Here is a 23,195-nt window from a genome sequence, read left to right as displayed (position 1 = left end):
CTAGGCCGCCTCGGCCGGCGCGCCGAGCCACTCGCGCGCCACCGCCTGCATCGCCCCGGGCTGCGCCGCGCGCCACACCACCTCGGGCGCCGCGATGTGCACGCCCGGCGGCGCGATGCGCAGCGCGAGGTCGACCAGCTCGGCCAGCTTCGACGGCCGCACCGGCTGCTCGCTGTTGGGCACCATGTAGCTCAGCGTTCCCAGCATCCAGGCCGCCAGCCGCTCGGGGCGGCTCGCGCGCTGCGCCGCGGCCGGCTTGCGCGCCGAGCGCAGGATCAGCAGGCGCTCGAAGCCGCAGGCCACCACGGCCTGCTCGTCGAGGTTCGCGAGGCCGCGCTTGAGCGCCTCGGGCAGCCGGCCCTGGTCGTGCGGCTGCACGATGACGAGGGTCTGCACGCCGCAGGCACGCAGCCAGCGCGCGAGCGCCGGCAGCTGCTCCGGGTCGGGCAGCCACAGCGCGCGCTCGCGGCCGTGGTACAGGCGCGGCGCGTCGAAGGCCACGATCGCGGCCTGGGCCGAGGTCGGCGGCCACTGCTCGATGGGCAGCGGCGGGCACAGGCAGGACTCGACGCCGGGCAGCCCGTCGTGCATGGGCTCGCTCACCAGCACGCGCACATGGGCGTGGCGGTGGCTGCCCGCGAGGCGGTGCAGCAGGTCCTGCCCCAGCGCGCCGGTGGCGCCGGCAATGAGCAGCGTGCCGAAGGCGGCGGAGGCGTTGGGGAGGGGCACCGCCGGGCGGTTCGCGCCGCGCAGGGCTTGAAGCGGATCGAGGGACATAGGAGCACCTATGCTAACTTCGGCCCCATTCTGTGGAGGTAATGCAAATGATGATGAAGCGCTGGCTCCTGATCCTCGCGGCGGTCCTGTCCCTCAGCGGATGCGGCTACAACCAGTTCCAGTCGCTCGACGAGGCCAGCAAGTCGGCCTGGAGCGAGGTGCTCAACCAGTACCAGCGGCGCGCCGACCTGGTGCCCAACATCGTCGCCACCGTGAAGGGCGAAGCGGCCTTCGAGCAGGACACGCTGACCAAGGTGATCGAGGCGCGCGCCAAGGCGACCTCGATCCAGGTCACGCCCGAGACGCTCAACAACCCCGAGGCCTTCAACAAGTTCCAGCAGGCGCAGGGCGAGCTCTCCTCGGCGCTGTCGCGGCTGATGGTGGTGTCGGAGCGCTACCCCGACCTCAAGGCCAACCAGTCGTTCCGCGACCTGCGCGTGACGCTCGAGGGCACCGAGAACCGCATCACCGTGGCGCGCAACCGCTACATCGAGAGCGTGCAGGAGTACAACGTGCTCGCGCGCAGCTTCCCCACCAACCTCACGGCCAAGGTCTTCGGCTACGCGCCCAAGCCGAACTTCTCGGTGCAGAACGAGGCCCAGATCTCGGTGCCGCCGACGGTCGACTTCGGCGCGCCGAAGAAGTAAGGCAAAGCTGCGCCGATGGCCGCAGCCCTGATCCGCCGCCTGCTGGCCGCGTTCCTCGCCGTGGCGCTCGGCTGGGCCGCGCTGCCGGCCTTCGCGCAGGCGCCGCTGCCGGTGCCCGCGCTCACGGCGCGCGTGATCGACCAGACCGGCACGCTCGACGCCGCGCAGCGTGCCGGCCTCGAGACCAAGCTCGCGGCCTTCGAGCAGCGCAAGGGCTCGCAGATCGCGGTGCTGATGGTGCCGACCACGCAGCCCGAGGACATCGAGAGCTACACCCAGCGCGTGGGCGATGCCTGGAAGATCGGCCGCAAGGGCGTGGGCGACGGCCTGCTCGTGATCGTCGCCAAGGACGACCGCCGGATGCGCATCGCCCCCGCCAAGGCGCTCGAGGGCGCGGTGCCCGACCTCGCGGCGGCGCGCATCGTCGACGAGGAGATGAAGCCGCGCTTTCGCAACGGCGATTTCGCGGGCGGCATCAACGCGGCGGTCGACCGGCTGATCGGCCTGGTCGACGGCGAGCCGCTGCCCGAGCCCGCGCGCAACGGCGGCGATGGCGGCGATGGCGGCAGCCAGGGCTTCGACTGGGAGAACCTCGCGATCTTCCTGTTCGTCGGCGTCTTCATCGGCGCGCCGATCGTGCGCGCGATCCTCGGCAAGACCCTGGGCTCGGTGGTCATGGGCGGCGGCATCGGCGTGGTCGCCTTCTTCCTCACCACCAGCCTCGTGATCGCGGTGCTCGCAGGCATGGTCGCGCTCGTGGTCTCGCTGGCCTCGGGCCTCGCACGCTTCGGCGGTGGGGGCTGGAGCAGCGGGGGCGGCGGCGGTGGCTGGAGCGGCGGCGGAGGTGGCGGCTGGGGCGGCGGTGGCGGTCGCAGTGGCGGCGGAGGCGGCGGCTTCAGCTCGGGCGGCGGCGGCAATTTCGGCGGCGGCGGCGCCTCGGGAGACTGGTGAGCATGGCAACCCTCTTCTCCCGACTCGGCCGCATGTGGCGCCATCGCTGGATCGACGAGGCCGCGGTGCGCCGCGTGCTGCCGGCCGACGCGCTCGCGCGGCTGGCCGCGCGCGTGGGCGCGAGCGAGCGGCGCCACAGCGGCGAGATCCGCATCTGCATCGAGGCCGGCCTGCCGATGTCCTACCTGCGCCGCGAGGCGCCGGCACGACAGCGCGCGGTCACGCTGTTCGGCAAGCTGCGCGTGTGGGACACCGAGCACAACAACGGCGTGCTGATCTATCTGCTGCTGGCCGAGCACGCGATCGAGATCGTGGCCGACCGCGGCATCGATGCGCGGGTGAGCGACGACGACTGGCGCGCGATGGCGCAGCGCATGGGCGCGGCCTTTCGCGAGGGCCGCTTCGAGGACGGGCTCACGCAGGCGCTCGAGGAGATGTCGGCGCTGCTGGTCGAGCACTTCCCGCTGCGCGACGACGAACCCGACCGCAACGAGCTGCCCGACGAACCCGTGGTGCTCTGAGCCGCGTGCTCAATCGGCCGCGGGCAGCGCCCACACGGCCGATCCGCCCACCGCATAGAAGCGCCGCCCCGGCGCCGACTCCATGGTCCAGCCGCCCGTGAACTCGCCGAAGGCGGGCAGCACGGCCTGCCCTTGCCCTTGTGCTTGCCCTTGCCCTTCCTCGTGCACGAAGCACGGCAGCCGCACGCTGTCGCGCCCCGGCCCGTGCAGCCGGCGCGCCGGGTGCAGATGGCCCGCGAGCACGAAGTGCGTGGGATGCGTCTGCGGATGGTGGCAGCAGGCGAAGGGGCCGAGCAGCCAGGGTTCGTCGACCACCTCGATGCGAAGCGCGGGCGGCGGATCGCCCGCGCGGCTGTCGTGGTTGCCGCGCACCAGCGTCATCGCGAGCGCCGCATGCCGCTCGCGCCATTCCCGCACCACGGGCAGCACCGCGCGCGCGGGCGCCGCATGCAGGAAGTCGCCGAGGAACACCAGGCACTGCGGCGCATGGCGCGCGATCAGCAGATCGAGCCGCGCGAGGTTCTCGAGCGTGGTGCCGCCCGGCACCGGCAAGCCCAGCGCGCGGAAGGTGGCGGCCTTGCCCAGGTGCAGGTCGGCGACGAACAGCGCCTGCCCGGCCGGCCACCAGAGCGCGCGCTCGGGCAGCAACTGCACGGCTTCGCCCGCCCATTGGAGCGGCAGCGGCGTCGAAGTGGAAGAAGACGGAAGGGAACTCATTGGCGGCCAGTGTCGCAAAAGCACCGTGCGACCGCGTCCGACTTGCAATTCGCCCGCGCCGCCCCTAGCTTTGCCGGATGACCGAATCGCCCACGCTGCACATCGTCTGCCCGCACTGCCACACCACCAACCGGGTGCGCGAGGCCCAACTGGCCAGCGCGCCCGACTGCGGCAACTGCCACAAGCCGCTGTTCGGCGCCCACTCGGCCGCGCTGCCCGACGTGGCGAGCTTCGACCGCCACATCGCGCGCAACGAGATCCCGGTGCTGGTCGATTTCTGGGCACCGTGGTGCGGCCCGTGCCGCCAGATGGCACCGGCCTACGAGCAGGCCGCGGCGCAGCTCGAGCCGCGCGTGCGCGTCGCCAAGGTCGACACCGAGGCCGTGCCCGCGCTGGCCGCGCGCTTCAACATCCGCAGCATTCCGACCCTGGCGCTGTTCAAGGGCGGCCGCGAGGTCGCGCGCCAGGCCGGCGCGATGGGCGCGGCCGACATCGTGCGCTGGGCCAAGGCCCACGGCGCCGGCTGAAGCGTCAAGGGCGTCGCCGGCGTTCGCGCCGCGGCGCCGGCGGTCGGGCGGCGCCCTCCTGCCCGAAGGCCAGCGAGCCGCGCACCCGCTCCGCACCGCCCGCGGTCACGGCACCGCCGGCCGCCTTCTCGAGCTGCTCGACCATGCGCGCGATGCGGTCGGCCACGTTCTCGTTCGACAGCTTCTCGCGGAACAGCTCGACCATCAGCGGAAACGAGAACGGCGTCGGCCGCTCGAGCGCGCGCAGCACCAGCTGCTGCGTTCCCATGCGCGCGAGGCTGGCGGCAAGGCGGCCGATCTCGAGCTCCTGCGACAGCAGCTCGCGCTCGGCCTGCGCGAGCAGCGCGTTGTCGGGGTCGTACTTGCGGAACACCTCCCAGAACAGCGAGGACGAGGCCTGCAGCTGCCGGCTGCTGCGCTTCTCGCCCGGATAGCCCTGGAAGATCAGCCCCGATACGCGCGCGATCTCGCGAAAGCGCCGCTGCGCGAGTTCGCCCGCATTGAGCGAGGCCAGCACCTCGTGCAGCAGTGCCTCGTGCGCCTCTGCCGCGTCGCCCGCCGGCATGCCGAGCACCTCGGGCAGCCGCGCGGGCCAGTCGACCTCGCTCGCGCTCAGCAGCTCGAAGCCGTAGTCGTTGACCGCGATCGAGAAGGTGCGCGCCTCGTGCTGCGCCACGCGCCAGGCCAGCAGGCTCGCGAGCCCCAGGTGCACGTGGCGGCCCGCGAACGGATAGAGGAACAGGTGCCAGCCCTCGCGCGTCTTCAGCGTCTCGGCCAGCAGCGTCCGGGGCGTGGGCAGCGCCGACCACCGCTGCTGCAGCTCGAGCAGCGGCCGCACGCAGCGCAGCTCGGGCGACTCCCACCGGCCCTGGTCGGCCAGCGCGAGCTGCTGCACCACCGCGTCGGCCAGCGTGTTCGACAGCGGCATGCGCCCGCCATTCCAGCGTGGCACCGCGGGCCGCTGGCCGCTGGCGCGCCGCACCCAGGCCGTCATGTCGTGGATGCGCACCAGCTCGAGCAGCCGGCCGCCGAACAGGAAGCAGTCGCCGGGCTTCATGCGCGCGACGAAGCCCTCCTCCACGCTGCCGATCCTCGCGCCGCCGAGGTACTGCACCGCCATGCTCGCGTCGCTCACGATGGTGCCGATGTTCATGCGGTGGCGCCGCGCGAGCCGCGCATCGGGCACGCGCCACACGCCGTCGGCATCGGGCACCACGCGCTTGTAGTCGGGATAGGCCGCGAGCGAGGCGCCGCCCTGCGCGACGAAGTCCAGGCACCAGGCCCAGCTCTCGCGCGTGAGCCCGGCATAGGCGGCCGTGCCGCGCACCTCCTCGTAGAGCTCCTCGGGCACGAAGCCGCCGCCGAGCGCCACGGTCACGAGGTGCTGCACCAGCACGTCGAGCGGCTGGTCGGGCGAATGGCGCGCCTCGATGTGGCCCTCGGCGATGGCGGCGCGCGCCGCCGCGCCCTCGACCATCTCGATGCTGTGCGTGGGCACCAGCGTGATGCGCGAGGGCCGGCCCGGCGCATGGCCCGAGCGGCCCGCGCGCTGCAGCAGCCGCGCCACGCCCTTGGGCGAGCCGATCTGCAGCACGCGCTCCACCGGCAGGAAGTCGACGCCGAGGTCCAGGCTCGAGGTGCAGACCACGGCCTTGAGCTCGCCGCTCTTCAGGCCCAGCTCGACCCATTCGCGCACCTCGCGGTCGAGCGAGCCGTGGTGCAGCGCGATGGTGCCGGCCCATTCGGGCCGCGCCTCGAGCATCGCCTGGTACCAGATCTCCGACTGCGAGCGCGTGTTGGTGAAGACCAGCGTGGTGCTGCTGACCGCGATCTCCTCGAGCACCTGCGGCAGCATCGTGAGGCCCAGGTGGCCGCCCCAGGGAAAGCGCTCGGCGCGGCCCGGCAGCAGCGAATCGATGACCAGCTTCTTCGGCACCTGGCCCTGCACCAGCACGCCGTCGTCACGGCCCAGCAGCGCATGCATCGCCTCGTGCAGGTTGCCGAGCGTGGCCGACATGCCCCAGACCGCGAGCCCCGCGTTCCAGCGCCGCAGCCGCGCGAGCGCGAGCTGCACCTGCACGCCGCGCTTGTTGCCGAGCAGCTCGTGCCACTCGTCGACCACCACCATCCTCACCTGGCCCAGCACCTCGCTGGCATCGGCGCGCGCGAGCAGCAGCGACAGGCTCTCGGGCGTGGTGACCAGCACCGTGGGCAGGCGCGTGTTCTGCGCGCTGCGCTCGGCCGAGGAGGTGTCGCCGCTGCGCGCGCCCGCGCTCCACGGCTGCACCCCGGCGCCGAGCGCCTCCAGCGGCTGCTGGAGCGCGCGCAGGGTGTCGGCCGCGAGCGCGCGCATCGGCGTGAGCCACAGCACGGTGAGCGGCGGTGCCGGTGCCGGCCGCGCGCCTTCCTTGCGCGGGCGCGCGGCCTGCGCATGGGCCAGCAGCGCGCCGAGCCACACGGCATAGGTCTTGCCCGCGCCGGTGGTCGCATGCAGCAGGCCCGAGCGGCCCTGCGCCACGGCCTTCCAGACCTCGCGCTGGAACTTGAAGGGCTTCCAGCCGCGCGCGGCGAACCAGGCGTCGAGCGCCGCCTTGACAGCCTGGCTCATGACGGCAGCAGCGCGGCCAGCGTCTGCAGGGTGTCGGCCTCTTGCACCGGCTTGTCCTCGCGCCAGCGCAGCATGCGCGGAAAGCGCACCGCGATGCCGCTCTTGTGGCGCGCGCTGCGCGCGATGCCCTCGAAGCCCAGCTCGAACACCAGCGTGGGCTTGACGCTCTTCACCGGCCCGAAGCTCTCGATGGTGGTCTTGCGGATGACCGCGTCGACGCGCGCCATCTCGGCATCGGTGAGGCCCGAGTAGGCCTTGGCGAAGGGCACGAGCTTGCGCTCGGCCTGTTCGGGCGGGCCGTCCCACACGGCGAAGGTGTAGTCGCTGTAGAGGCTGGCGCGGCGGCCATGGCCGCGCTGCGCATAGACCAGCACCGCGTCGATGCTCAGCGGATCGATCTTCCACTTCCACCACACGCCCACGTCCTTGGTGCGGCCCACGCCGTACTGCGCGCTGCAGCGCTTGAGCATCATCCCTTCGACGCCCATGCTGCGCGCCGCCTCGCGCTGGCGCGCGAGATCGGCCCAGTCGGCGCCGGCCAGCACCGGACTCGGCAGCAGCAGCGGGTGCGCGAGGCGCGCGACCAGCTCGTCGAGCAGCGCGCGGCGCTCGGCCTGCGGCAGCGCGCGCAGGTCGCGGCCCTCCCACTCGAGCAGGTCGTAGGCCAGCAGCACCACGGGGATCTCGCGCAGCAGCTTCGCGCCCAGCGTCTTGCGGCCGATGCGCTTCTGCAGCTCGGCGAAGGGCTGCACCCGGCCGTCGCGCCACACGGCGATCTCGCCGTCGACCACCGTGCCGTCGGGCAGCGCCTCGCCGAGCGCCGCGAGCTCGGGGAAGCGCTCGGTCACCAGTTCCTCGCCGCGCGACCACAGCCACACCACGCCCGCGCGCTTCACGAGCTGCGCGCGGATGCCGTCCCACTTCCACTCGACGATCCAGTCCGAGGGTGGCCCCAGCGCCGCATCGAACTGCTCGAGCGGCAGGTTGAACGGATGCGCGAGGAAGAAGGGATAGGGCTGCCCGCTGGTCTTCTGCACCTGCTCGGCATCGGACTCGGGCGCGATCAGCGCGCCGTAGTCGCCGGCCTGCGGCCGCGCGCCGATGTGGGTGTAGCCCATGAGCCGCTGCGCGACGCGCTTCGCATCGATGCCACCGACCGCCGCGAGCGCCTGCGTGACCTGCAGCTTCGACACGCCGACGCGGAAGGCGCCGGTGATGAGCTTGAAGTAGACCAGCCGCTCCTCGGCCGCGAGCCGGCGCCACTGCGCGCGCAGCCTGTCGGCCAGCTCCTCGGGCGCCGTCTTCGCGGCCTCGCGCAGCGGCAGCAGGTGCTGCTCGACCCAGGCCGCGAGCCCGAGCTCGTGCGTTTCGCTCGGCGGCGGCAGCAGCAGCGCGATGGTCTCGGCGAGGTCGCCGACGGCCTCGTAGCTCTCGTCGAACAGCCACTCGGGCAGGCCCGCGGCCTCCTGCGCGAGCAGGCGCAGCAGCTTGGTCGGCACCAGCTGGCGCGGCTTGCCGCCCGCGAGGAAGTAGACGGCCCAGGCGGCATCGGCCGGATCGGCCGCGCGCAGGTAGCGCTGCAATGCGGCCTGCTTGGCGAGGCTCGAGGTGCTGGCATCGAGCTCGCGGTAGAGCGCGGCGAAGTCCTTCATGCCGGCGCCGCCTCCCCGGCGGGCGGCGGCGCTTCCTGGTCGTCCTCGTCGCCGTACTCGGTCTTGAAGCCCTGCGCGTCGAGGCCGTTCTCCGACAGCCAGCGCACCATCACCTGCACGCTGCCATGGGTGACGAACACGCGCTCGGCGCCCGTGCCCGCGATCGCCTGCTGCAGCCCGGGCCAGTCCGCATGGTCCGACATCACGAAGCCGCGATCGACGCCGCGCCGGCGCCGCGTGCCGCGCAGCTGCATCCAGCCGCTCGCGAAGGCATCGGCATAGGTGCCGAAGCGCTTCATCCACGGCGTGCCCTGCGCCGAGGGCGGCGCCAGCACCAGCGCGCGCTTCAGCAGCGCCGCGTCGACGCCCGGATCGGTGACGCGCAAGGTGGCCGGCAGCGCCACGCCCGCGGCGCGGTAGACGGCATTGAGCGGCTCGACCGCGCCGTGCACGACGATCGGACCGATCGAGGCGTCGACGCCGTGCAGGATGCGCTGCGCCTTGCCGAAGGCATAGCAGAACAGCACCGAGGCGCGGCCGGCCTCGGCATTGGCGCGCCACCAGGCGTCGATCTCCGCGATGAGCTGCGCCTGCGAGGGCCAGCGATAGATCGGCAGGCCGAAGGTGGACTCGGTGATGAAGGTGTCGCAGGGCACCGGCTCGAAGGGCGCGCAGGTGCCGTCGGGCTCGGTCTTGTAGTCGCCCGAGGCCACCCAGACGCGGCCGCCGTGTTCGAGCCGCACCTGCGCCGAGCCCAGCACGTGGCCGGCCGGATGCAGCGACACGCGCACGCCGCGGTGCTCGATCGCCTCGCCGTAGGGCAGCGTCTGCAGCGGGATGTCGGCGCCCAGGCGCGCGCGCAGCGTGCCGGCGCTGTCGGTGTGGGCGAGGTAGTGGCCGTGGCCGGTGCGCGCATGGTCCGAATGCGCGTGCGTGATGACGGCGCGCGCGACCGGCCGCCAGGGGTCGATGTAGAAATCGCCCGGCGGGCAGTACAGGCCCTCGGGGCGTGCGACGACGAGATCTTCTTCCTGCGCGGGCATGGCATGCCATCGTAGGCGCTCGCGGCCCGTGGCGCCTCGGCCCGGATGCCGCGAGGCGCCGTGGGCCGGCGCCTACCCGCGGCGCCCGTCCGCGGTGCTCAGGGCTGCTTGCCGCGGCGCGCGGCCGTCATCTCGAGCACGTTCATCTTCATGCCGTTGGCCATCACCATGTCGCCGGGCTTCTGGCCGGCCTTGCAGGGGCCGACCCATTTCGCCTCGACGACGGCCATGCCTTCGCTGCGGCCCATCAGCGGCGGGCTGTAGGTCGACTTGCTTTCCACGCGGTAGGCCGAGCCGAAGTCGCCGCTCATCACGGCGCGCGAGGTGGCGGTGGTGCCGCCGATCTTGCAGACCGAGTCGATCACCAGCTTGCCGCCCTCGGCGCGCAGGTCCTGCTTCGAGCACAGGCTGCGGCCCATGCCCTGGCCCATCTCGCGCAGGGCCTTGTCGGTGGCCGCGTCGATGCACTGCTGCATGGTGTGGCTGCCCTCCTTCGCGCCGCTGCCGTCGTCGCTGCGCATCTCCCACAGGCCGGGCTTGCGCGCCGGATAGTCGATCGCCACCGCGGGCCCGGCGAGCACGGTGCAGGGCAGCACCGCGGCGAAGGCGGCGAGGAAGGCCAGGACGAGGGGAAGGGTCTTCATGGGGCGGCTCCGGGCGCGGCGTGTCGAAGGCTCGACGATGCCCCGATTTGTACAGGGCGCCCCCGCGGCGCGGAATACCGCGATCGGTCTACGCCGCGCGGCCGGCCCCGGCGATGGCGCTCACGCTGCCCGCCGCCGCGCGCACGCGCGTGGCCAGCCCGAACACCACACCCAGCACGAAGCCGCCGCCCACGTCGATCAGCACGTGCTGGCGCACCGCCATGGTCGAGTAGACGATGCCCGCGGCCCACGCGAGGTTGAGGCCGCGCAGCCAGGCGGGCGCGCCCACGCTGCGCAGCTGGCGCGCGAGCACCACGCAGGCGAACACCGAGAACGAGACGTGCAGCGAGGGAAAGGCATTGCCCGCCGAGTCCTTGGTCTTGAGGAAGTGCAGCGTGGTGCCGGGACTGGTGTCGATCGTGAAGTTGGGAATCGCCGTCGGCAGGCACCAGAACACGACGAGCGCGATGGTCGTCATCAGCGCGCAGGCCAGCGAGAACGCCGTGAGCTCGCGCCGGTCGCGCGAGAACAGCACCGGCAGCGCGATGTAGAGCCACAGCGACAGGTACACCGGCAGCAGCGCGGGCCAGAACGCGACGAGCCGGTCGATCGGCGTGAGCGGCAGCACCCAGGCCTCGCCCGAATGCCGCATGACCCAGAAGTACAGCGGGAAGAAGCCGATGGTGGCGAGGGTGTTGCCGATCAGCTTGAGCGGCAGCAGCGCGAGCGCGCGGCGGCCCAGGGCGCGTGCCCAGGAGGTCGGCGTGGCAACGGGCTTGGAGTCGGGAAAGGAGGTCATGGGCGCCGGAGGCAATGCGCGCGGGCCCCGCGGGTGCGGGGCCGCGGCATCACCAGGGCGTCCACTTTAAATCGCTTCGGGCCGAGGCCACCGTGCGCTCAATGAAGCGCACGCCGCGCGCCCCATCCTCCACGCGCGGGTAGTCGGCCTCGAGCGGATCGGCGCGCCGGCCTTCGAGGCGCGCGCGGATGTCGGCGGCGACGCCCGCGTAGACGTTGGCGAAGGCCTCGATGAAGCCCTCGGGATGGCCCGCGGGCAGGCGGCTCGCGCGGCGCGCCGATTCGTGCAGCCAGGGGGCGCCGCGCGTGAGCACGCGCAGCGGCCCGTCGTGCGGCAGGTGCACCAGCCGGCTCGGCTGCTCCTGGTGCCACTCGAGCGTGCCCAGGGTGCCCGCGATGCGCACGCGCAGGTCGTTCTCGAGGCCGGTGCTGATCTGCGAGGCGATGAGCACGCCGCGCGCGCCGCCCTGGTAGCGCAGCAGCAGGCTGCCGTCGTCGTCGAGCTGGCGGCCGGCCACGTGCGCCGTGAGGTCGGCGCACAGGCTCTCGATCTCGAGGCCGGTCAGCGTGGCGACGAGGTTCTCGGCATGCGAGCCGATGTCGCCGATGGCGCCGGCCGCGCCGCTGCGCGCGGGGTCGGTGCGCCAGTCGGCCTGCTTGTTGCCGGTGCCCTCGAGCTGGCTCGCGAGCCAGCCCTGGTTGTATTCCACGACCACCTTGCGCAGCGTGCCGAGCTCGCCCGCGCGGATCATCGCGCGGGCCTGCCGCACCATGGGGTAGCCGGTGTAGTTGTAGGTGACGCCGAAGACCGTGCCCTGTGCCGCCACGCTGGCGACCAGCGCATCGGCCTGCTCGCGCGTGTGGACCAGCGGCTTGTCGCACACCACGTGGAAGCCGGCCTCGACGAAGGCCCGCGCCACCGGGTAGTGCACGTGGTTGGGCGTGACGATCGAGACGAAGTCGATGCGCTCGCCGGCGGGCCGCTTCAGTTCATCGGCCAGCAGGGCCTGCCAGTCGCCATGGTTGCGCGCGTCGGCCAGGCCGAGGTCGGCGCCCGAGGCACGCGCCTTGGCGGGATCGGAGGACAGCGCGCCGGCCACGAGTTCGATCTGGGCGTCGAGCGCGATCGCTTTGCGGTGCACGCCGCCGATGAAGGCATCGCGGCCGCCGCCGACCATGGCGTAGCGCAGCTTGCGATGGGGGGTGTCGGTCATCCAACTCCTTGAGGTTCCAGAGACGGGGTTCCCCCTCCCCGCAGGGAGAGGGAGCGAAGCGATCGGCCGGCCGGCCGATCCCGTTCAGAACGGCGAGTTCGGGTGGTAGAAGTCCTTGGCGTTGTCCTTGGTGATCAGCACCGACGGGATGATCGTGGTCGCGGGCAGCTTCTCGCCCTTCAGGCGCGCCTCGGCCGTGAGCTTGATGGCGTCGTAGATGAACTTCGGCGAGTAGCTCACGTCGGCCGTGATGCGCTTGTCCTTGGCGTCCATGATGGTCTTGACCATGCCCTTGGCGCCGGCGCCGCCGAACACGATCTTGATGTCGTCGCGCTTGGCCTGCTCGATGGCCTTGAGCACGCCCACGGCCATGTCGTCGTCGGCGGCCCAGATGGCGTCGATCTGCTTGAAGCGCGTGAGGTAGTCCTGCGTGACCTTGAAGGCGTCGTCGCGGTTCCAGTTGGCGTACTTGGCATCGAGCAGCTTCACGTCGGGGCTGTTCTTGAGCACCGCGTTGAAGGCGTCCATGCGCTCGTTGTCGAGCGTGGTCGCGATGCCGCGCAATGCAACCACGTTGCCCTTGCCGCCGAGCTGCTTGACGATGTACTCGGCCGGGATGCGGCCGAAGGCGGTGTTGTCGCCGGCCACGTAGGCGTCCTGCGCGCTGGTGTCGGTCAGGCCGCGGTCGACCACGGTGACGTAGGCGCCCTTGGCCTTGACCTGCGCGACCGGCTTGGTCAGCGCGGCCGATTCGAACGGGAACACGACCAGCGCGTTGATCTTGGTGACCGTCGACAGGTCCTGCAGCTGGTTGGCCTGCTCGGGCGCGTTGGCGGCGGTCTTGATCGTGATCTTCAGGTCCTTGTGTTCCTTCTCGAGATCCTTCTTCGCCTGGTTGGCCCAGTAGTTGATGCCGCCCATGAAGCTGTGGGTGGCGGCGGGGATCGAAACGCCGAGGTTGACCTTGTCCGCGGCGAGCGCGGGCAGGCTGGCGAATGCCGCGGCGGCCACGGCCGTGAGCGCGATGCGTCGGGTGAAACGGGTCATGCTGATGTCTCCTCTTGGTGGATGGAACGGAACGGGAAGGAACCAGGTGTGGCCACGCCCAACGGCGTCATCGCTTTCCTCGCTGGAGGAAGGCCACGATGATGATCACGAAGCCCTGCACCGCGGCATTCAGGTAGACGCTGATGATGCTGGTGAGGTTCAGGATGTTGCTGATGACCGAGAGCAGGATCGCGCCCACCACGGTGCCGGTGATGCTGCCCGCGCCGCCCTTGAGCGCGGTGCCGCCGACGATCACGGCGGCGATCGCCTCGAGCTCCCACAAGAGGCCCGTGGTCGGCGAGGCCGAGCCCAGGCGCGGCACGTACAGCAGCGTGGCGATGCCCACGCACACGCCGAGCAGCACGTAGGTCAGGATCTTCACGCGGTCGACGTCGACCGCGGCGTAGCGCGCCACCTGCTCGTTGGAGCCGATGGCCTGCACGTAGCGGCCGTAGGCGGTGCGGTTGAGGATCACGCCGCCGACGATGGCCACGATGACGAACACCCACACCGGCACCGGGATGCCCGCGAGGCTCGCGTAGTAGACCGGCGCGTAGAGGTCCGACAGCTCGTTGTCGAGCGTGAGCGCGCCGCCGTCTGCGAAGTAGGTGAGGTAGGCGCGGAAGATGCCCAGCGTGCCCAGCGTGACGATGAAGGGCTCGATGCGGCCCTTGGTGATCAGCAGGCCGTGCGCGAGGCCGAACAGCGCGCCCAGCACCACCGCGAGCACGGCACCGAGCATCACCGCCATCAGCGGCGAGCCGGTGGCCGGGCCGGCCCAGTTGATGAACATGATCACGCTGCCCGCGATCAGCGCGGCCATCGAGCCCACCGACAGGTCGATGCCGCCCGAGATGATCACGAAGCACATGCCGACCGCGATGATGCCGATGAAGGCGGTGCGCGTGAGCACGTTCATCGCGTTGTCGACGGTGGCGAAGTCGCCGTTGAGCAGGGTGCCGGCGATGCACAGCAGCACCAGGCCGATGACGGGGCCGAGGCCGTGCAGGTGCTCGGTCCAGCGCGCCTTGGGCTGGGCGCGGTGGGTGTCGGCGGTGGGTTCGGGGCTGTTGTTCATGGGGGCCGGGTGTGGGTCGTGTCTCAGTGCGCGCCGGTGGCGTGGGCGATGAGCGCTTCTTCGCTCAGGTGGTCGGCGTCGAGCGTGGCGACGAGCCGGCCCGCGCGCATCACCGCGACGCGGTGGCACAGGCCGATCAGCTCCATGAGCTCGGACGAGATGACGATCACGGCCAGGCCCTCGCGCGCCAGGCGCTGGACCAGGAAGTAGATGTCGCGCTTGGCGCCCACGTCGACGCCGCGCGTGGGCTCGTCGAGCACCACCACGCGCGGGCGCGGCTGCAGCACCTTGGCGAGCGCGAGCTTCTGCTGGTTGCCGCCCGACAGCGACGAGGCCCTGACCTCGAGCGAGCCGGCGCGGATGCCGTAGTCCTTGACCGCCTCGGCCAGCGCGCCGCGCTCGGCCTCGGGCTTGAGCCAGGGCGTGGCGTAGCGCTCGAGCGCCATCAGCGTGAGGTTCTGGCGCAGGCCGAAGTGCACGTGCAGGCCCTTGCCCTTGCGGTCCTCGCTCAGGTAGGTGAGGCCGTGCTTCGCGGCATCGCGCGGGCTGCGCCAGCCCTTGCCGTGGGGCACCGCGCGCCCGAGCATCTCGACGCTGCCGGCGGCGGGCCGCAGGCCCAGCAGGCCTTCGAACAGCTCGGTGCGACCGGCGCCGACCAGGCCCGCGAAGCCGAGGATCTCGCCGGGGCGCACCTCGAAGCTCGCGTCCTGCGCCCAGCCGGGCACGCTGAAGCCCTGCACGCGCATCGCGGGCGCCTGCGCCGCCGACACCGGGTCGCGTGGCGGATAGAGGTCGGCCAGCTCGCGGCCCACCATCAGGTTGGCCATCTGCTGGCGCGTGACCTCGGCCGTGGGCGAGCGCGCGACGAAGCGGCCGTCGCGCATCACGATCACCTCGTCGGTCACGCGCTCGACCTCGTCGAGCTTGTGCGAGATGTAGACGATGGTCACGCCGTCGGCGCGCAGCTGCGCGATCAGCTTGAACAGGCGCTCGGTCTCGCCGGGCGTGAGCGTGGCGGTGGGCTCGTCCATCACCAGCAGGCGCGCGCGGCGCGCGATGGCCTTGGCGATCTCCACCAGCTGCTTCTCGGCCACGATGAGCCGGCGCACCTTGGTGCGCGGGTCGGCCTGCAGGCCGACGGCCGCCAGCGCGGCGGCGGCCTCGCGCTCCATCGCGGCGTCGTCGAGGAACAGGCCCTTCTTCTTCTCGTGGCCGAGGAAGATGTTCTGCGCGATGCTCAGGTCCTCGGCGAGGTTGAACTCCTGGTGGATCAGCACGATGCCCAGCGCCTCGGCATCGCGCGAGCCGGCGAACTGCTGCGGCCGGCCGTTGATGCGCAGCGCGCCGCCCGTGAGGCCCTCGTAGCCCGAGAGGATCTTCATCAGCGTGGACTTGCCCGCGCCGTTCTCGCCGAGCAGGCCGTAGACCTTGCCGGGCGCGAGCGCGAAGCTCACGCCGTGCAGCACCTGCACCGGGCCGAAGGATTTCCGCACGTCGTCGAATTCGACCGCGACGCTGGCTTTGTTCTGCGTTTCGCTCATGGCGCGATCCCCCTCGCCTTGAGGCTCTGCTGCATCGCGAGCACGCCGGCGCCGATCAGGCCGCCCTGCGCGGCCAGCGGCGTGTACTGGATCTCGAGGTGGCGCGTCGACAGCGCGAGCGAGCGCTGGTAGACGCTTTGCCGCACGGCCGCGAGGAACAGCGGGCCGATGCGCGTGATGCCGCCGCCGATGAACACATGCGACGGATTGAAGAAGTTGACGACCGAAGCCAGCATCTGGCCGATGAGGTTGCCCGCGCGCTGCACGATGGCATTGGCCGCGGGATCGCCGGCGCGGCTGGCCTGGCCGACGTCGAGGGCCTCGATGCGGCCCTGGCTGCGCAGCACCTCGGCCAGCACGGCGCTCTCGCCGGCCTCGGCCGCCTGCACCGCCATGCGCGTGATCGCGGGACCGGCCGCCATCGCCTCGACGCAGCCCAGGTTGCCGCAGTGGCAGCGCGGCCCTTCCTGGTCGACGCAGATGTGGCCCACGTCGCCGGCCGAACCGGCGGCGCCGCGATAGACCTCGCCGTGGCAGACGATGCCGCAGCCGATGCCGGTGCCGATCTTGATGACGAGGAAGTTCGAGAGCGAGCGCTTGAGGCGCCAGAGCTCGCCGAGCGCCATCAGGTTGACGTCGTTGTCGACGAACACCGGCGCGGCATAGTCCTCGCGCAGGTAGTCGCGGATCGAGAAGCTGTCCCAGGCCGGCATCAGCGGCGGATTGACGAGCTGGCCGATCTCGAAGTTGACCGGCCCGGGCACGCCGATGCCGATGCCGAACACGTCGCGCGCCGTGCGGCCGCAGCGGCCCAGCAGTTCGCGCATCAGCGCGCGCACGCGCGCCAGCACGACCGCGGGGCCGTCGCGCACGTCGGCCGCTTCCTCGTGCTGGGCGAGCACCGTGAGGTCGGGCTGCAGCACGGCGACGCCGAGGCTGGTGGCGCCGATGTCGACGCCCACGAGCACGCCGAGGTCGGCATGGAGCTGGAGGTTTTCGGGGCGGCGCCCGCCCGAGGAGCGCTGCAGGCCGGCTTCGGCCAGCAGGCCCTGCTCGAGCAGCCCGGCGATCAGCGCATTGGCCTTGCTCTTGGAGAAGCCGAGCTCCTCGGCCATGGCATGGCGCGAACCGCCGGCCGACCAGAAGGTGGTCTCCAGCAAACGCATTTCGTCCGCAGTGATGCCGCTCCAGGGTGCCACGCGCGCTTGTCTCCGGTTCTTTGTGGTGACCCGGCGGCATCGAGGCCGGCGGGCGAAGGCGAATACTAGGAGCAGGGCTTCAGCCAGACAAGGCTGAACTTCGACCATATTCAGATCGAAGACGGCTGGATTCGGCCTTGAAGACCAGGCCTCGCGCCGAGCCGGGGCGAAAAAAAGCCGCCTCGGTGGGCGGCCTTCGGAAGCAGCAAGCCGCGCGGGCTTACTTCTTCTGGCGGTACTTGCGCAGCGCTGCGATCTGCGCGGCCATCACGGCCAGTTCCGATTGCGCCATCGCGATGTCGATGTCGCTCTTGGCGTTCTTCAGCGCTTCCTCGGCGGCGGCCTTGGCCTGGTTGGCCTTCTCGTCGTCGAGGTCCTTGCCGCGGATCGCGGTGTCCGACAGCACGGTCACGGCGTTCGGCTGCACTTCGAGGATGCCGCCGGCGACGAAGACGAATTCCTCGTTGCCGTCGGCCGTTTCGATGCGCACGGCGCCGGGGCGGATGCGCGTGATCAGCGGGGTGTGGCGCGGATAGATGCCGAGCTCACCGGCTTCACCGGGCAGCGCGACGAACCTGGCTTCGCCCGAGAAGATCGACTCTTCCGCGCTGACCACGTCCACATGAATGGTGCCTGCCATGGTGACTCCTTCTTAAGCGACCTTCTTGGCCTTCTCGAACGCTTCGTCGATGCCGCCCACCATGTAGAACGCTTGTTCCGGCAGGTGGTCGGCTTCGCCGTTCACGATCATCTTGAAGCCACGGATGGTTTCCGACAGCGGCACGTACTTGCCGGGCGAGCCCGTGAACACTTCGGCCACGTGGAAGGGCTGCGACAGGAAACGCTGGATCTTGCGGGCGCGGGCCACGGCGAGCTTGTCGTCGGGCGCCAGTTCGTCCATGCCCAGGATCGCGATGATGTCGCGCAGTTCCTTGTAGCGCTGCAGCGTGCCTTGCACCGAGCGGGCCACGTTGTAGTGCTCTTCGCCGACCACGTTCGGGTCGAGCTGGCGCGAGGTCGAGTCCAGCGGGTCCACGGCGGGGTAGATACCGAGCGAAGCGATGTCGCGCGACAGCACCACGGTCGAGTCCAAGTGGGCGAAGGTGGTGGCGGGCGACGGGTCGGTCAAGTCGTCGGCAGGGACGTACACGGCCTGGATCGAGGTGATCGAGCCGACCTTGGTCGACGTGATCCGCTCTTGCAGGCGGCCCATTTCCTCGGCCAGCGTCGGCTGGTAGCCCACGGCGGAAGGCATGCGGCCCAGCAGTGCCGACACTTCGGTACCGGCCAGCGTGTAGCGGTAGATGTTGTCGACGAAGAACAGAACGTCACGGCCTTCGTCGCGGAACGACTCGGCGATGGTCAGGCCGGTCAGCGCCACGCGCAGACGGTTGCCCGGGGGTTCGTTCATCTGGCCGTAGACCATCGACACCTTCGAGTTCGGCAGGTCGTCGAGGTCCACCACCTTGGCGTCCGACATTTCGTGATAGAAGTCGTTGCCTTCGCGGGTACGTTCACCCACGCCGGCGAACACCGACAGACCCGAGTGGGCCTTCGCGATGTTGTTGATGAGTTCCATCATGTTCACGGTCTTGCCCACGCCGGCGCCGCCGAACAGGCCCACCTTGCCGCCCTTGGCGAACGGGCACACCAGGTCGATCACCTTGATGCCGGTTTCGAGCAGGTCCTGCGAAGGCGACAGTTCGTCGTACGCGGGGGCCTTGCGGTGGATGGGAGCGGTCAGCTCCTGGCTGACAGGACCGCGCTCGTCGATGGGCGCGCCCAGCACGTCCATGATGCGGCCGAGGGTGGCCTTGCCGACCGGCACCGTGATGGGTGCGCCGGTGTTGGTCACGATGAGGCCGCGGCGCAGGCCGTCCGACGAGCCCAGCGCAATCGTGCGCACCACGCCATCACCGAGCTGTTGTTGCACTTCGAGGGTCAGCGCGCTGCCTTCGAACTTCAAGGCGTCGTACACCTTGGGCATCTGGTCACGCGGGAACTCCACGTCGACCACGGCGCCGATACATTGGACAATTTTTCCTTCAGCCATGGCGTTTCCTTCTGGATGGATTCTCAATAAATTTGCGACAGGTTCTTGCAGAAGCGTCCTGGTGCCAATGCGGGCCGCTTTTGCAAGAATGCCGGCCGGGCCGGCATCCTCGAGGTCAATGACGATGCGTTCGGATTTCTGCGCTCGTCGTGCTCAGCACTTCATCGCCGTGGCTTGCGCGGCGAAAGCGTCCGACGCAGCCTTGCAGGCCTGGCCCAGGGCGGCCTTGTCGGCACCCATCGAAGCCCAGGTCGCCTTGGTCTGATCGAGGCTGGCCTTCATCGCATCGGCGGCGGCACCGCTTTGCGAGCTGACGCAGGCGCTGACCTTCGTCAGGTAGTCGTTGCACTCTTGCGGCAGGTCGGCGGCCGAGGCCGTCGGTGCTGCTGCAGCCGGTGCCGAAGCAGGCGCTGCCGGTGCCGCGGCGGGAGCCGAAGCAGCGGGAGCAGGCGCCGGAGCCGGTGCGGCCGCCGGAGCGGGCGCGGGTGCCGGTGCCTCTTCCTTCTTGGAACAGGCGGTCAGAGCGGCAGCCACGGCCACCAGAGCGAGAAATTTCTTCATTGAATCGAGTCCCCTTTTTTCTGAGCTGGGCCGTTGTCACCGGTCCGCGTACGGACCCGTGGGCAATGTGGCCCTGTGCATTGCCTCGATCAGACGCCCGCCGCTGCGGCCGCGCCCGACACGATTTCCGAAAGCTCCTTCGTGATGCCGGCCTGACGGGTCTTGTTGTAGACCAGCTTCAGCTCGCTGATCACGTTGCCCGCGTTGTCGGTGGCGGCCTTCATCGCGACCATGCGCGCCGATTGCTCGGACGCCATGTTCTCGGCCACGGCCTGATAGACCAGCGATTCCACGTAGCGCACCAGCAGCTCGTCGATGACGCTCTGCGCATCGGGCTCGTAGATGTAGTCCCATGCGTGCTGGCCGCTCTCGACCTGCAGCGTCTCGGAAGCGAGCGGCAGCAGCTGCTCGACCACCGATTCCTGGCGCATCGTGTTGATGAACTTCGTGTAGCACAGGTACACGGCGCTCAGCTTGCCCTCGGCGTACGCGTCGAGCAGGACCTTGACCGGGCCGATCAGCTTGTCGAGGTGCGGCGTGTCACCCAGCTGGGTGACATGCGACACCACGCGGGCGCCGATCCGGTTGAGGAAGCCCAGGCCCTTGTTGCCGATGGCGACCGCCTCGACCGCGTTGCCGGCCGACTGCTGCTCGCGCAGCTTGGCGGTCACGGCGCGCAGCACGTTGGTGTTCATGCCGCCGCACAGACCCTTGTCGGTCGTGACGACGATGAAGCCCGCGGCCTTGGCCTCGTTCTCCTTCATGAACGCGTGCGTGTACTCCGGATTCGCCTGGCCGAGGTTGGCCGCGATGTTACGGATCTTCTCGCTGTAGGGGCGGGCGGCGCGCATGCGTTCCTGCGCCTTGCGCATCTTCGACGCGGCCACCATTTCCATGGCCTTGGTGATCTTCTTGGTGTTCTCCACCGATTTGATCTTGCCGCGGATTTCCTTACCAGCTGCCATGAGGATTCCTTTGGGGGTCGATCAGGCGAACGACTTCTTGAACGAGGTGATCGCCGCGTGCAGTTCGGCTTCCGAGTCCTTGTCGATCGCCTTGGCCTGTTCGATCTTGTCGAGCAGGGCCGCGTGGCTGGTCTTGAGGAACTGGTGCAGGCCGTGCTCGAAGGCCAGGACCTTCTTGACGTCGAGATCGTCCATGAAGCCCTTGTTGACCGCGAACAGCGACGCGCTCATCAGCGAGATGGACAGCGGGCTGTACTGGGCCTGCTTCAGCAGTTCGGTCACGCGGGCACCGCGGTCGAGCTGCTTGCGGGTGGCTTCGTCGAGGTCGGAAGCGAACTGCGCGAACGCAGCCAGTTCACGGTACTGCGCGAGGTCGGTACGGATACCGCCCGACAGGCCCTTGATCGCCTTGGTCTGTGCCGACGAACCCACGCGCGACACCGAGATACCGGCGTTGATGGCGGGGCGGATGCCGGCGTTGAACAGGCTGGTTTCCAGGAAGATCTGGCCGTCGGTGATCGAGATCACGTTGGTCGGCACGAAGGCGGACACGTCGCCGGCCTGCGTTTCGATGATCGGCAGCGCGGTCAGCGAACCGGTCTTGCCCTTGACTTCACCCTTGGTGAAGGCTTCGACGTAGTCGGCGTTCACGCGGGCCGCGCGCTCGAGCAGGCGGCTGTGGAGATAGAACACGTCGCCGGGGTAGGCTTCGCGGCCCGGCGGGCGGCGCAGCAGCAGCGACACCTGGCGGTAGGCCACGGCCTGCTTCGACAGGTCGTCATAGACGATCAGGGCGTCCTGGCCGCGGTCGCGGAAGTATTCGCCCATCGTGCAGCCCGAGTAGGCCGACACGTACTGCATGGCGGCCGATTCCGACGCCGATGCGGCCACCACGATGGTGTAGTCCATCGCGCCAGCTTGTTCGAGGGAGCGCACCACGTTCTTGATCGACGAAGCCTTCTGGCCGATCGCGACGTAGACGCAGGTCATGTTCTGACCCTTCTGGTTGATGATCGCGTCGATCGCCACGGCGGTCTTGCCGGTCTGGCGGTCGCCGATGATCAGCTCGCGCTGGCCACGGCCGACGGGCACCATCGAGTCGATCGACTTGAGGCCGGTCTGCATCGGCTGGTCGACAGACTTCCGTGCGATCACGCCCGGTGCGACCTTCTCGATCACGTCGGTCATCTTGGCGTTGATCGGACCCTTGCCGTCGATCGGCTGGCCCAGCGCGTTGACCACGCGGCCGATGAGCTCGGGGCCCACCGGCACTTCCAGGATGCGGCCCGTGCACTTGACGGTGTCGCCTTCCGAGATGTGCTCGTACTCGCCCAGAATCACGGCGCCGACGGAATCGCGCTCGAGGTTCAGCGCCAGGCCGTACGACGGAACGCCGTCGGCCGTGGGCGGGAACTCGAGCATTTCGCCCTGCATCGCGTCCGACAGGCCGTGCACGCGCACGATGCCGTCGGTCACCGACACCACGGTGCCCTGGTTACGGATATCTGCGCTGACGCCAAGCCCTTCGATGCGGCTCTTGATCAGCTCGGAAATTTCTGCGGGATTGAGTTGCATGACTCTTTCCTTCTTTCAATAAATAGGGCTTACCGCGGCGACAGACCGCCTCAGGCGGTGAGCGCAGCTTTCATTTGTTCGAGCCGGGCCTTGACGGACATGTCGAGCACCTCGTCGCCGACCACGGCACGGATGCCGCCGATCAGTTCGGGGTCGATCGCGACGCTCGTCTTGAGCTTGCGACCGAAGCGGCGCACGAGCGCCGCCTCGATGTCCTGCAGCGCGGCGCCTTCGATCGGGAAGGCGCTGTAGATCACCGCATCGGACGAACCGCTGCTGGCGTTCTTGAGGGCACGGAACTGGACCGCCACCTCGGGAACGGCCGCGAGGCGGCCGTTGTCGAGGACGGTGCGAAGGAAGTTCGTGCCGAGGTCCGGCAGCGGCTGGGACAGCAGGCCGGCGACCAGGCCGACGACCTGCTCGGGCGCGACCTTGGGATTGGCCGCGAACTGCAGCAGCTGCGGGTTCCCGACGACGGCGGCCAGCTGGTCGATCCAGCCGGTGGTGGCATCGAGGTTGCCGGCACTGGCCTGGAACAGCGCTTCAGCGTAGGGACGGGCAATGGTCGCGAGTTCGGCCATGTCGTCCTCAGAGCTCGGTCTTCAGGCGCTGGAGCAGGTCGGCATGGACGCCGGCATCGACTTCCTTGCGGAGAATCTGCTCGGCACCCTTGACGGCCAGCGCGGCAACCTGCTCGCGCAGGGCTTCACGGGCACGCACGGTCTGCTGCTCGGCCTCGTCGCGGGCAGCCGCGACGATCTTGTTGGCCTCTTCGTTCGCACGGCCCTTGGCTTCTTCGATGATCTGCTGGGCGCGGCGCTCGGCGTCGGCCAGACGGCTGGCGGTCTCGGTGCGAGAAGCCGACAGTTCCTGTTCGACGCGCTGGTTGGCGGACTGCAGTTCGGCCTTGGCCTTGTCGGCGGCCGCCAGGCCCGCGGCGATCTTTTGTGCCCGGTCATCCAAAGCCTTCGCGATCGGCGGCCACACGAATCTCATCGTGAACAGCACGAGCAACAGGAAGACGATGGCCTGAACGAACAGGGTCGCGTTGATACTCACGGCAACACCTTTCTAGAG

The 23,195-nt window shown here is 70.1% G+C and carries 23 protein-coding genes; 4 read left to right on the top strand and 19 right to left on the bottom strand.

The features are described 5' to 3' along the window. Complete coding sequence (locus AC07PU_RS16645; protein WP_495318859.1) at window positions 1–777, bottom strand: hypothetical protein; 777 nt, start codon at window positions 775–777, stop codon at window positions 1–3. A 47-nt stretch (window positions 778–824) separates the two neighbouring features. On the opposite strand from AC07PU_RS16645, the gene AC07PU_RS16640 reads away from it, so the two are divergent. The 3 genes from AC07PU_RS16640 to AC07PU_RS16630 are packed head-to-tail and all read left to right on the top strand — an operon-like array spanning window position 825 to window position 2,896. After that, window positions 825–1,424 carry a LemA family protein gene (locus AC07PU_RS16640; RefSeq protein ID WP_371268851.1) on the top strand — a complete coding sequence of 200 codons (600 nt, stop codon included), beginning with the start codon at window positions 825–827 and terminating at the stop codon, window positions 1,422–1,424. A gap of 15 nt (window positions 1,425–1,439) precedes the next feature. After that, window positions 1,440–2,375: a TPM domain-containing protein gene (locus tag AC07PU_RS16635; protein ID WP_495318857.1), complete on the top strand. Its 936-nt coding sequence runs from the start codon at window positions 1,440–1,442 to the stop codon at window positions 2,373–2,375. Window positions 2,376–2,377: 2 nt separating this feature from the next. Next, window positions 2,378–2,896, top strand: coding sequence for a TPM domain-containing protein (locus AC07PU_RS16630; protein WP_431511184.1), 519 nt, complete (start codon window positions 2,378–2,380; stop codon window positions 2,894–2,896). A gap of 9 nt (window positions 2,897–2,905) precedes the next feature. Here the strand turns inward: AC07PU_RS16630 and pdeM are convergent, their stop codons facing one another. Beyond that, a complete protein-coding gene (gene pdeM, locus AC07PU_RS16625) occupies window positions 2,906–3,613 on the bottom strand; it encodes a ligase-associated DNA damage response endonuclease PdeM (protein WP_495318854.1) in 708 nt (235 codons plus the stop codon). A gap of 77 nt (window positions 3,614–3,690) precedes the next feature. Here pdeM and trxC point away from each other — a divergent pair, with 77 nt between their 5' ends. Continuing rightward, on the top strand, window positions 3,691–4,140 hold the full coding sequence (gene trxC / locus AC07PU_RS16620) for a thioredoxin TrxC (protein WP_208512441.1): 450 nt from the start codon (window positions 3,691–3,693) through the stop codon (window positions 4,138–4,140). Between the two features lie 4 nt (window positions 4,141–4,144). Here the strand turns inward: trxC and AC07PU_RS16615 are convergent, their stop codons facing one another. From AC07PU_RS16615 to AC07PU_RS16535, 17 genes are all read right to left on the bottom strand, one after another. Continuing rightward, entirely contained in the window at window positions 4,145–6,748 is a 2,604-nt protein-coding gene (locus AC07PU_RS16615; RefSeq protein ID WP_495318851.1) for a ligase-associated DNA damage response DEXH box helicase, read from the bottom strand. After that, window positions 6,745–8,400 (bottom strand): ATP-dependent DNA ligase, encoded by a 1,656-nt coding sequence (locus AC07PU_RS16610; RefSeq protein ID WP_495318849.1) that lies wholly within the window; start codon window positions 8,398–8,400, stop codon window positions 6,745–6,747. The genes AC07PU_RS16615 and AC07PU_RS16610 overlap by 4 nt, the downstream gene beginning before the upstream one ends. Then, window positions 8,397–9,443 (bottom strand): ligase-associated DNA damage response exonuclease, encoded by a 1,047-nt coding sequence (locus AC07PU_RS16605; RefSeq protein ID WP_208510552.1) that lies wholly within the window; start codon window positions 9,441–9,443, stop codon window positions 8,397–8,399. The genes AC07PU_RS16610 and AC07PU_RS16605 overlap by 4 nt, the downstream gene beginning before the upstream one ends. Window positions 9,444–9,541: 98 nt before the next feature. Beyond that, window positions 9,542–10,087, bottom strand: coding sequence for a DUF3617 domain-containing protein (locus AC07PU_RS16600; protein ID WP_495318847.1), 546 nt, complete (start codon window positions 10,085–10,087; stop codon window positions 9,542–9,544). Between the two features lie 88 nt (window positions 10,088–10,175). Then, the gene (locus AC07PU_RS16595; RefSeq protein WP_495318845.1) at window positions 10,176–10,886 is read right to left on the bottom strand and encodes a phosphatase PAP2 family protein; all 711 of its coding nucleotides are present in this window, start codon (window positions 10,884–10,886) and stop codon (window positions 10,176–10,178) included. Between the two features lie 49 nt (window positions 10,887–10,935). Then, on the bottom strand, window positions 10,936–12,099 hold the full coding sequence (locus AC07PU_RS16590; protein WP_495318843.1) for a Gfo/Idh/MocA family protein: 1,164 nt from the start codon (window positions 12,097–12,099) through the stop codon (window positions 10,936–10,938). Between the two features lie 84 nt (window positions 12,100–12,183). Next, the gene (locus AC07PU_RS16585; RefSeq protein ID WP_209546173.1) at window positions 12,184–13,146 is read right to left on the bottom strand and encodes a substrate-binding domain-containing protein; all 963 of its coding nucleotides are present in this window, start codon (window positions 13,144–13,146) and stop codon (window positions 12,184–12,186) included. Window positions 13,147–13,213: 67 nt separating this feature from the next. Beyond that, complete coding sequence (locus AC07PU_RS16580) at window positions 13,214–14,224, bottom strand: ABC transporter permease (RefSeq protein WP_057593972.1); 1,011 nt, start codon at window positions 14,222–14,224, stop codon at window positions 13,214–13,216. A gap of 23 nt (window positions 14,225–14,247) precedes the next feature. Beyond that, a complete protein-coding gene (locus AC07PU_RS16575; protein WP_495318840.1) occupies window positions 14,248–15,765 on the bottom strand; it encodes a sugar ABC transporter ATP-binding protein in 1,518 nt (505 codons plus the stop codon). After that, window positions 15,762–16,931, bottom strand: a complete 1,170-nt coding sequence (locus AC07PU_RS16570; protein ID WP_057593974.1) for an ROK family protein — start codon at window positions 16,929–16,931, stop codon at window positions 15,762–15,764. Before AC07PU_RS16570 ends, AC07PU_RS16575 begins: the two co-directional genes overlap by 4 nt. 253 nt (window positions 16,932–17,184) lie before the next feature. Next, on the bottom strand, window positions 17,185–17,604 hold the full coding sequence (locus AC07PU_RS16565) for a F0F1 ATP synthase subunit epsilon (RefSeq protein ID WP_057593975.1): 420 nt from the start codon (window positions 17,602–17,604) through the stop codon (window positions 17,185–17,187). 12 nt (window positions 17,605–17,616) lie between these two features. Next, window positions 17,617–19,017 (bottom strand): F0F1 ATP synthase subunit beta, encoded by a 1,401-nt coding sequence (gene atpD, locus AC07PU_RS16560; RefSeq protein WP_093350318.1) that lies wholly within the window; start codon window positions 19,015–19,017, stop codon window positions 17,617–17,619. Between the two features lie 153 nt (window positions 19,018–19,170). Further along, window positions 19,171–19,578, bottom strand: coding sequence for a hypothetical protein (locus AC07PU_RS16555; RefSeq protein ID WP_093350315.1), 408 nt, complete (start codon window positions 19,576–19,578; stop codon window positions 19,171–19,173). A gap of 89 nt (window positions 19,579–19,667) precedes the next feature. Beyond that, window positions 19,668–20,543: a F0F1 ATP synthase subunit gamma gene (atpG, locus tag AC07PU_RS16550; protein WP_057593978.1), complete on the bottom strand. Its 876-nt coding sequence runs from the start codon at window positions 20,541–20,543 to the stop codon at window positions 19,668–19,670. Between the two features lie 21 nt (window positions 20,544–20,564). Beyond that, window positions 20,565–22,118: a F0F1 ATP synthase subunit alpha gene (atpA, locus tag AC07PU_RS16545; protein WP_093350313.1), complete on the bottom strand. Its 1,554-nt coding sequence runs from the start codon at window positions 22,116–22,118 to the stop codon at window positions 20,565–20,567. Between the two features lie 50 nt (window positions 22,119–22,168). Next, entirely contained in the window at window positions 22,169–22,699 is a 531-nt protein-coding gene (locus AC07PU_RS16540; protein WP_093350310.1) for a F0F1 ATP synthase subunit delta, read from the bottom strand. A 7-nt stretch (window positions 22,700–22,706) separates the two neighbouring features. Continuing rightward, window positions 22,707–23,177, bottom strand: a complete 471-nt coding sequence (locus AC07PU_RS16535) for a F0F1 ATP synthase subunit B (protein WP_093350307.1) — start codon at window positions 23,175–23,177, stop codon at window positions 22,707–22,709. Window positions 23,178–23,195 lie beyond the last annotated feature (18 nt).

The sequence above is a fragment of the Variovorax sp. GW821-FHT10D07 genome, assembly GCF_059415325.1.
Note: the sequence above shows the minus strand (reverse complement) of the source record. Positions and strands in the feature narration are given on the sequence as shown.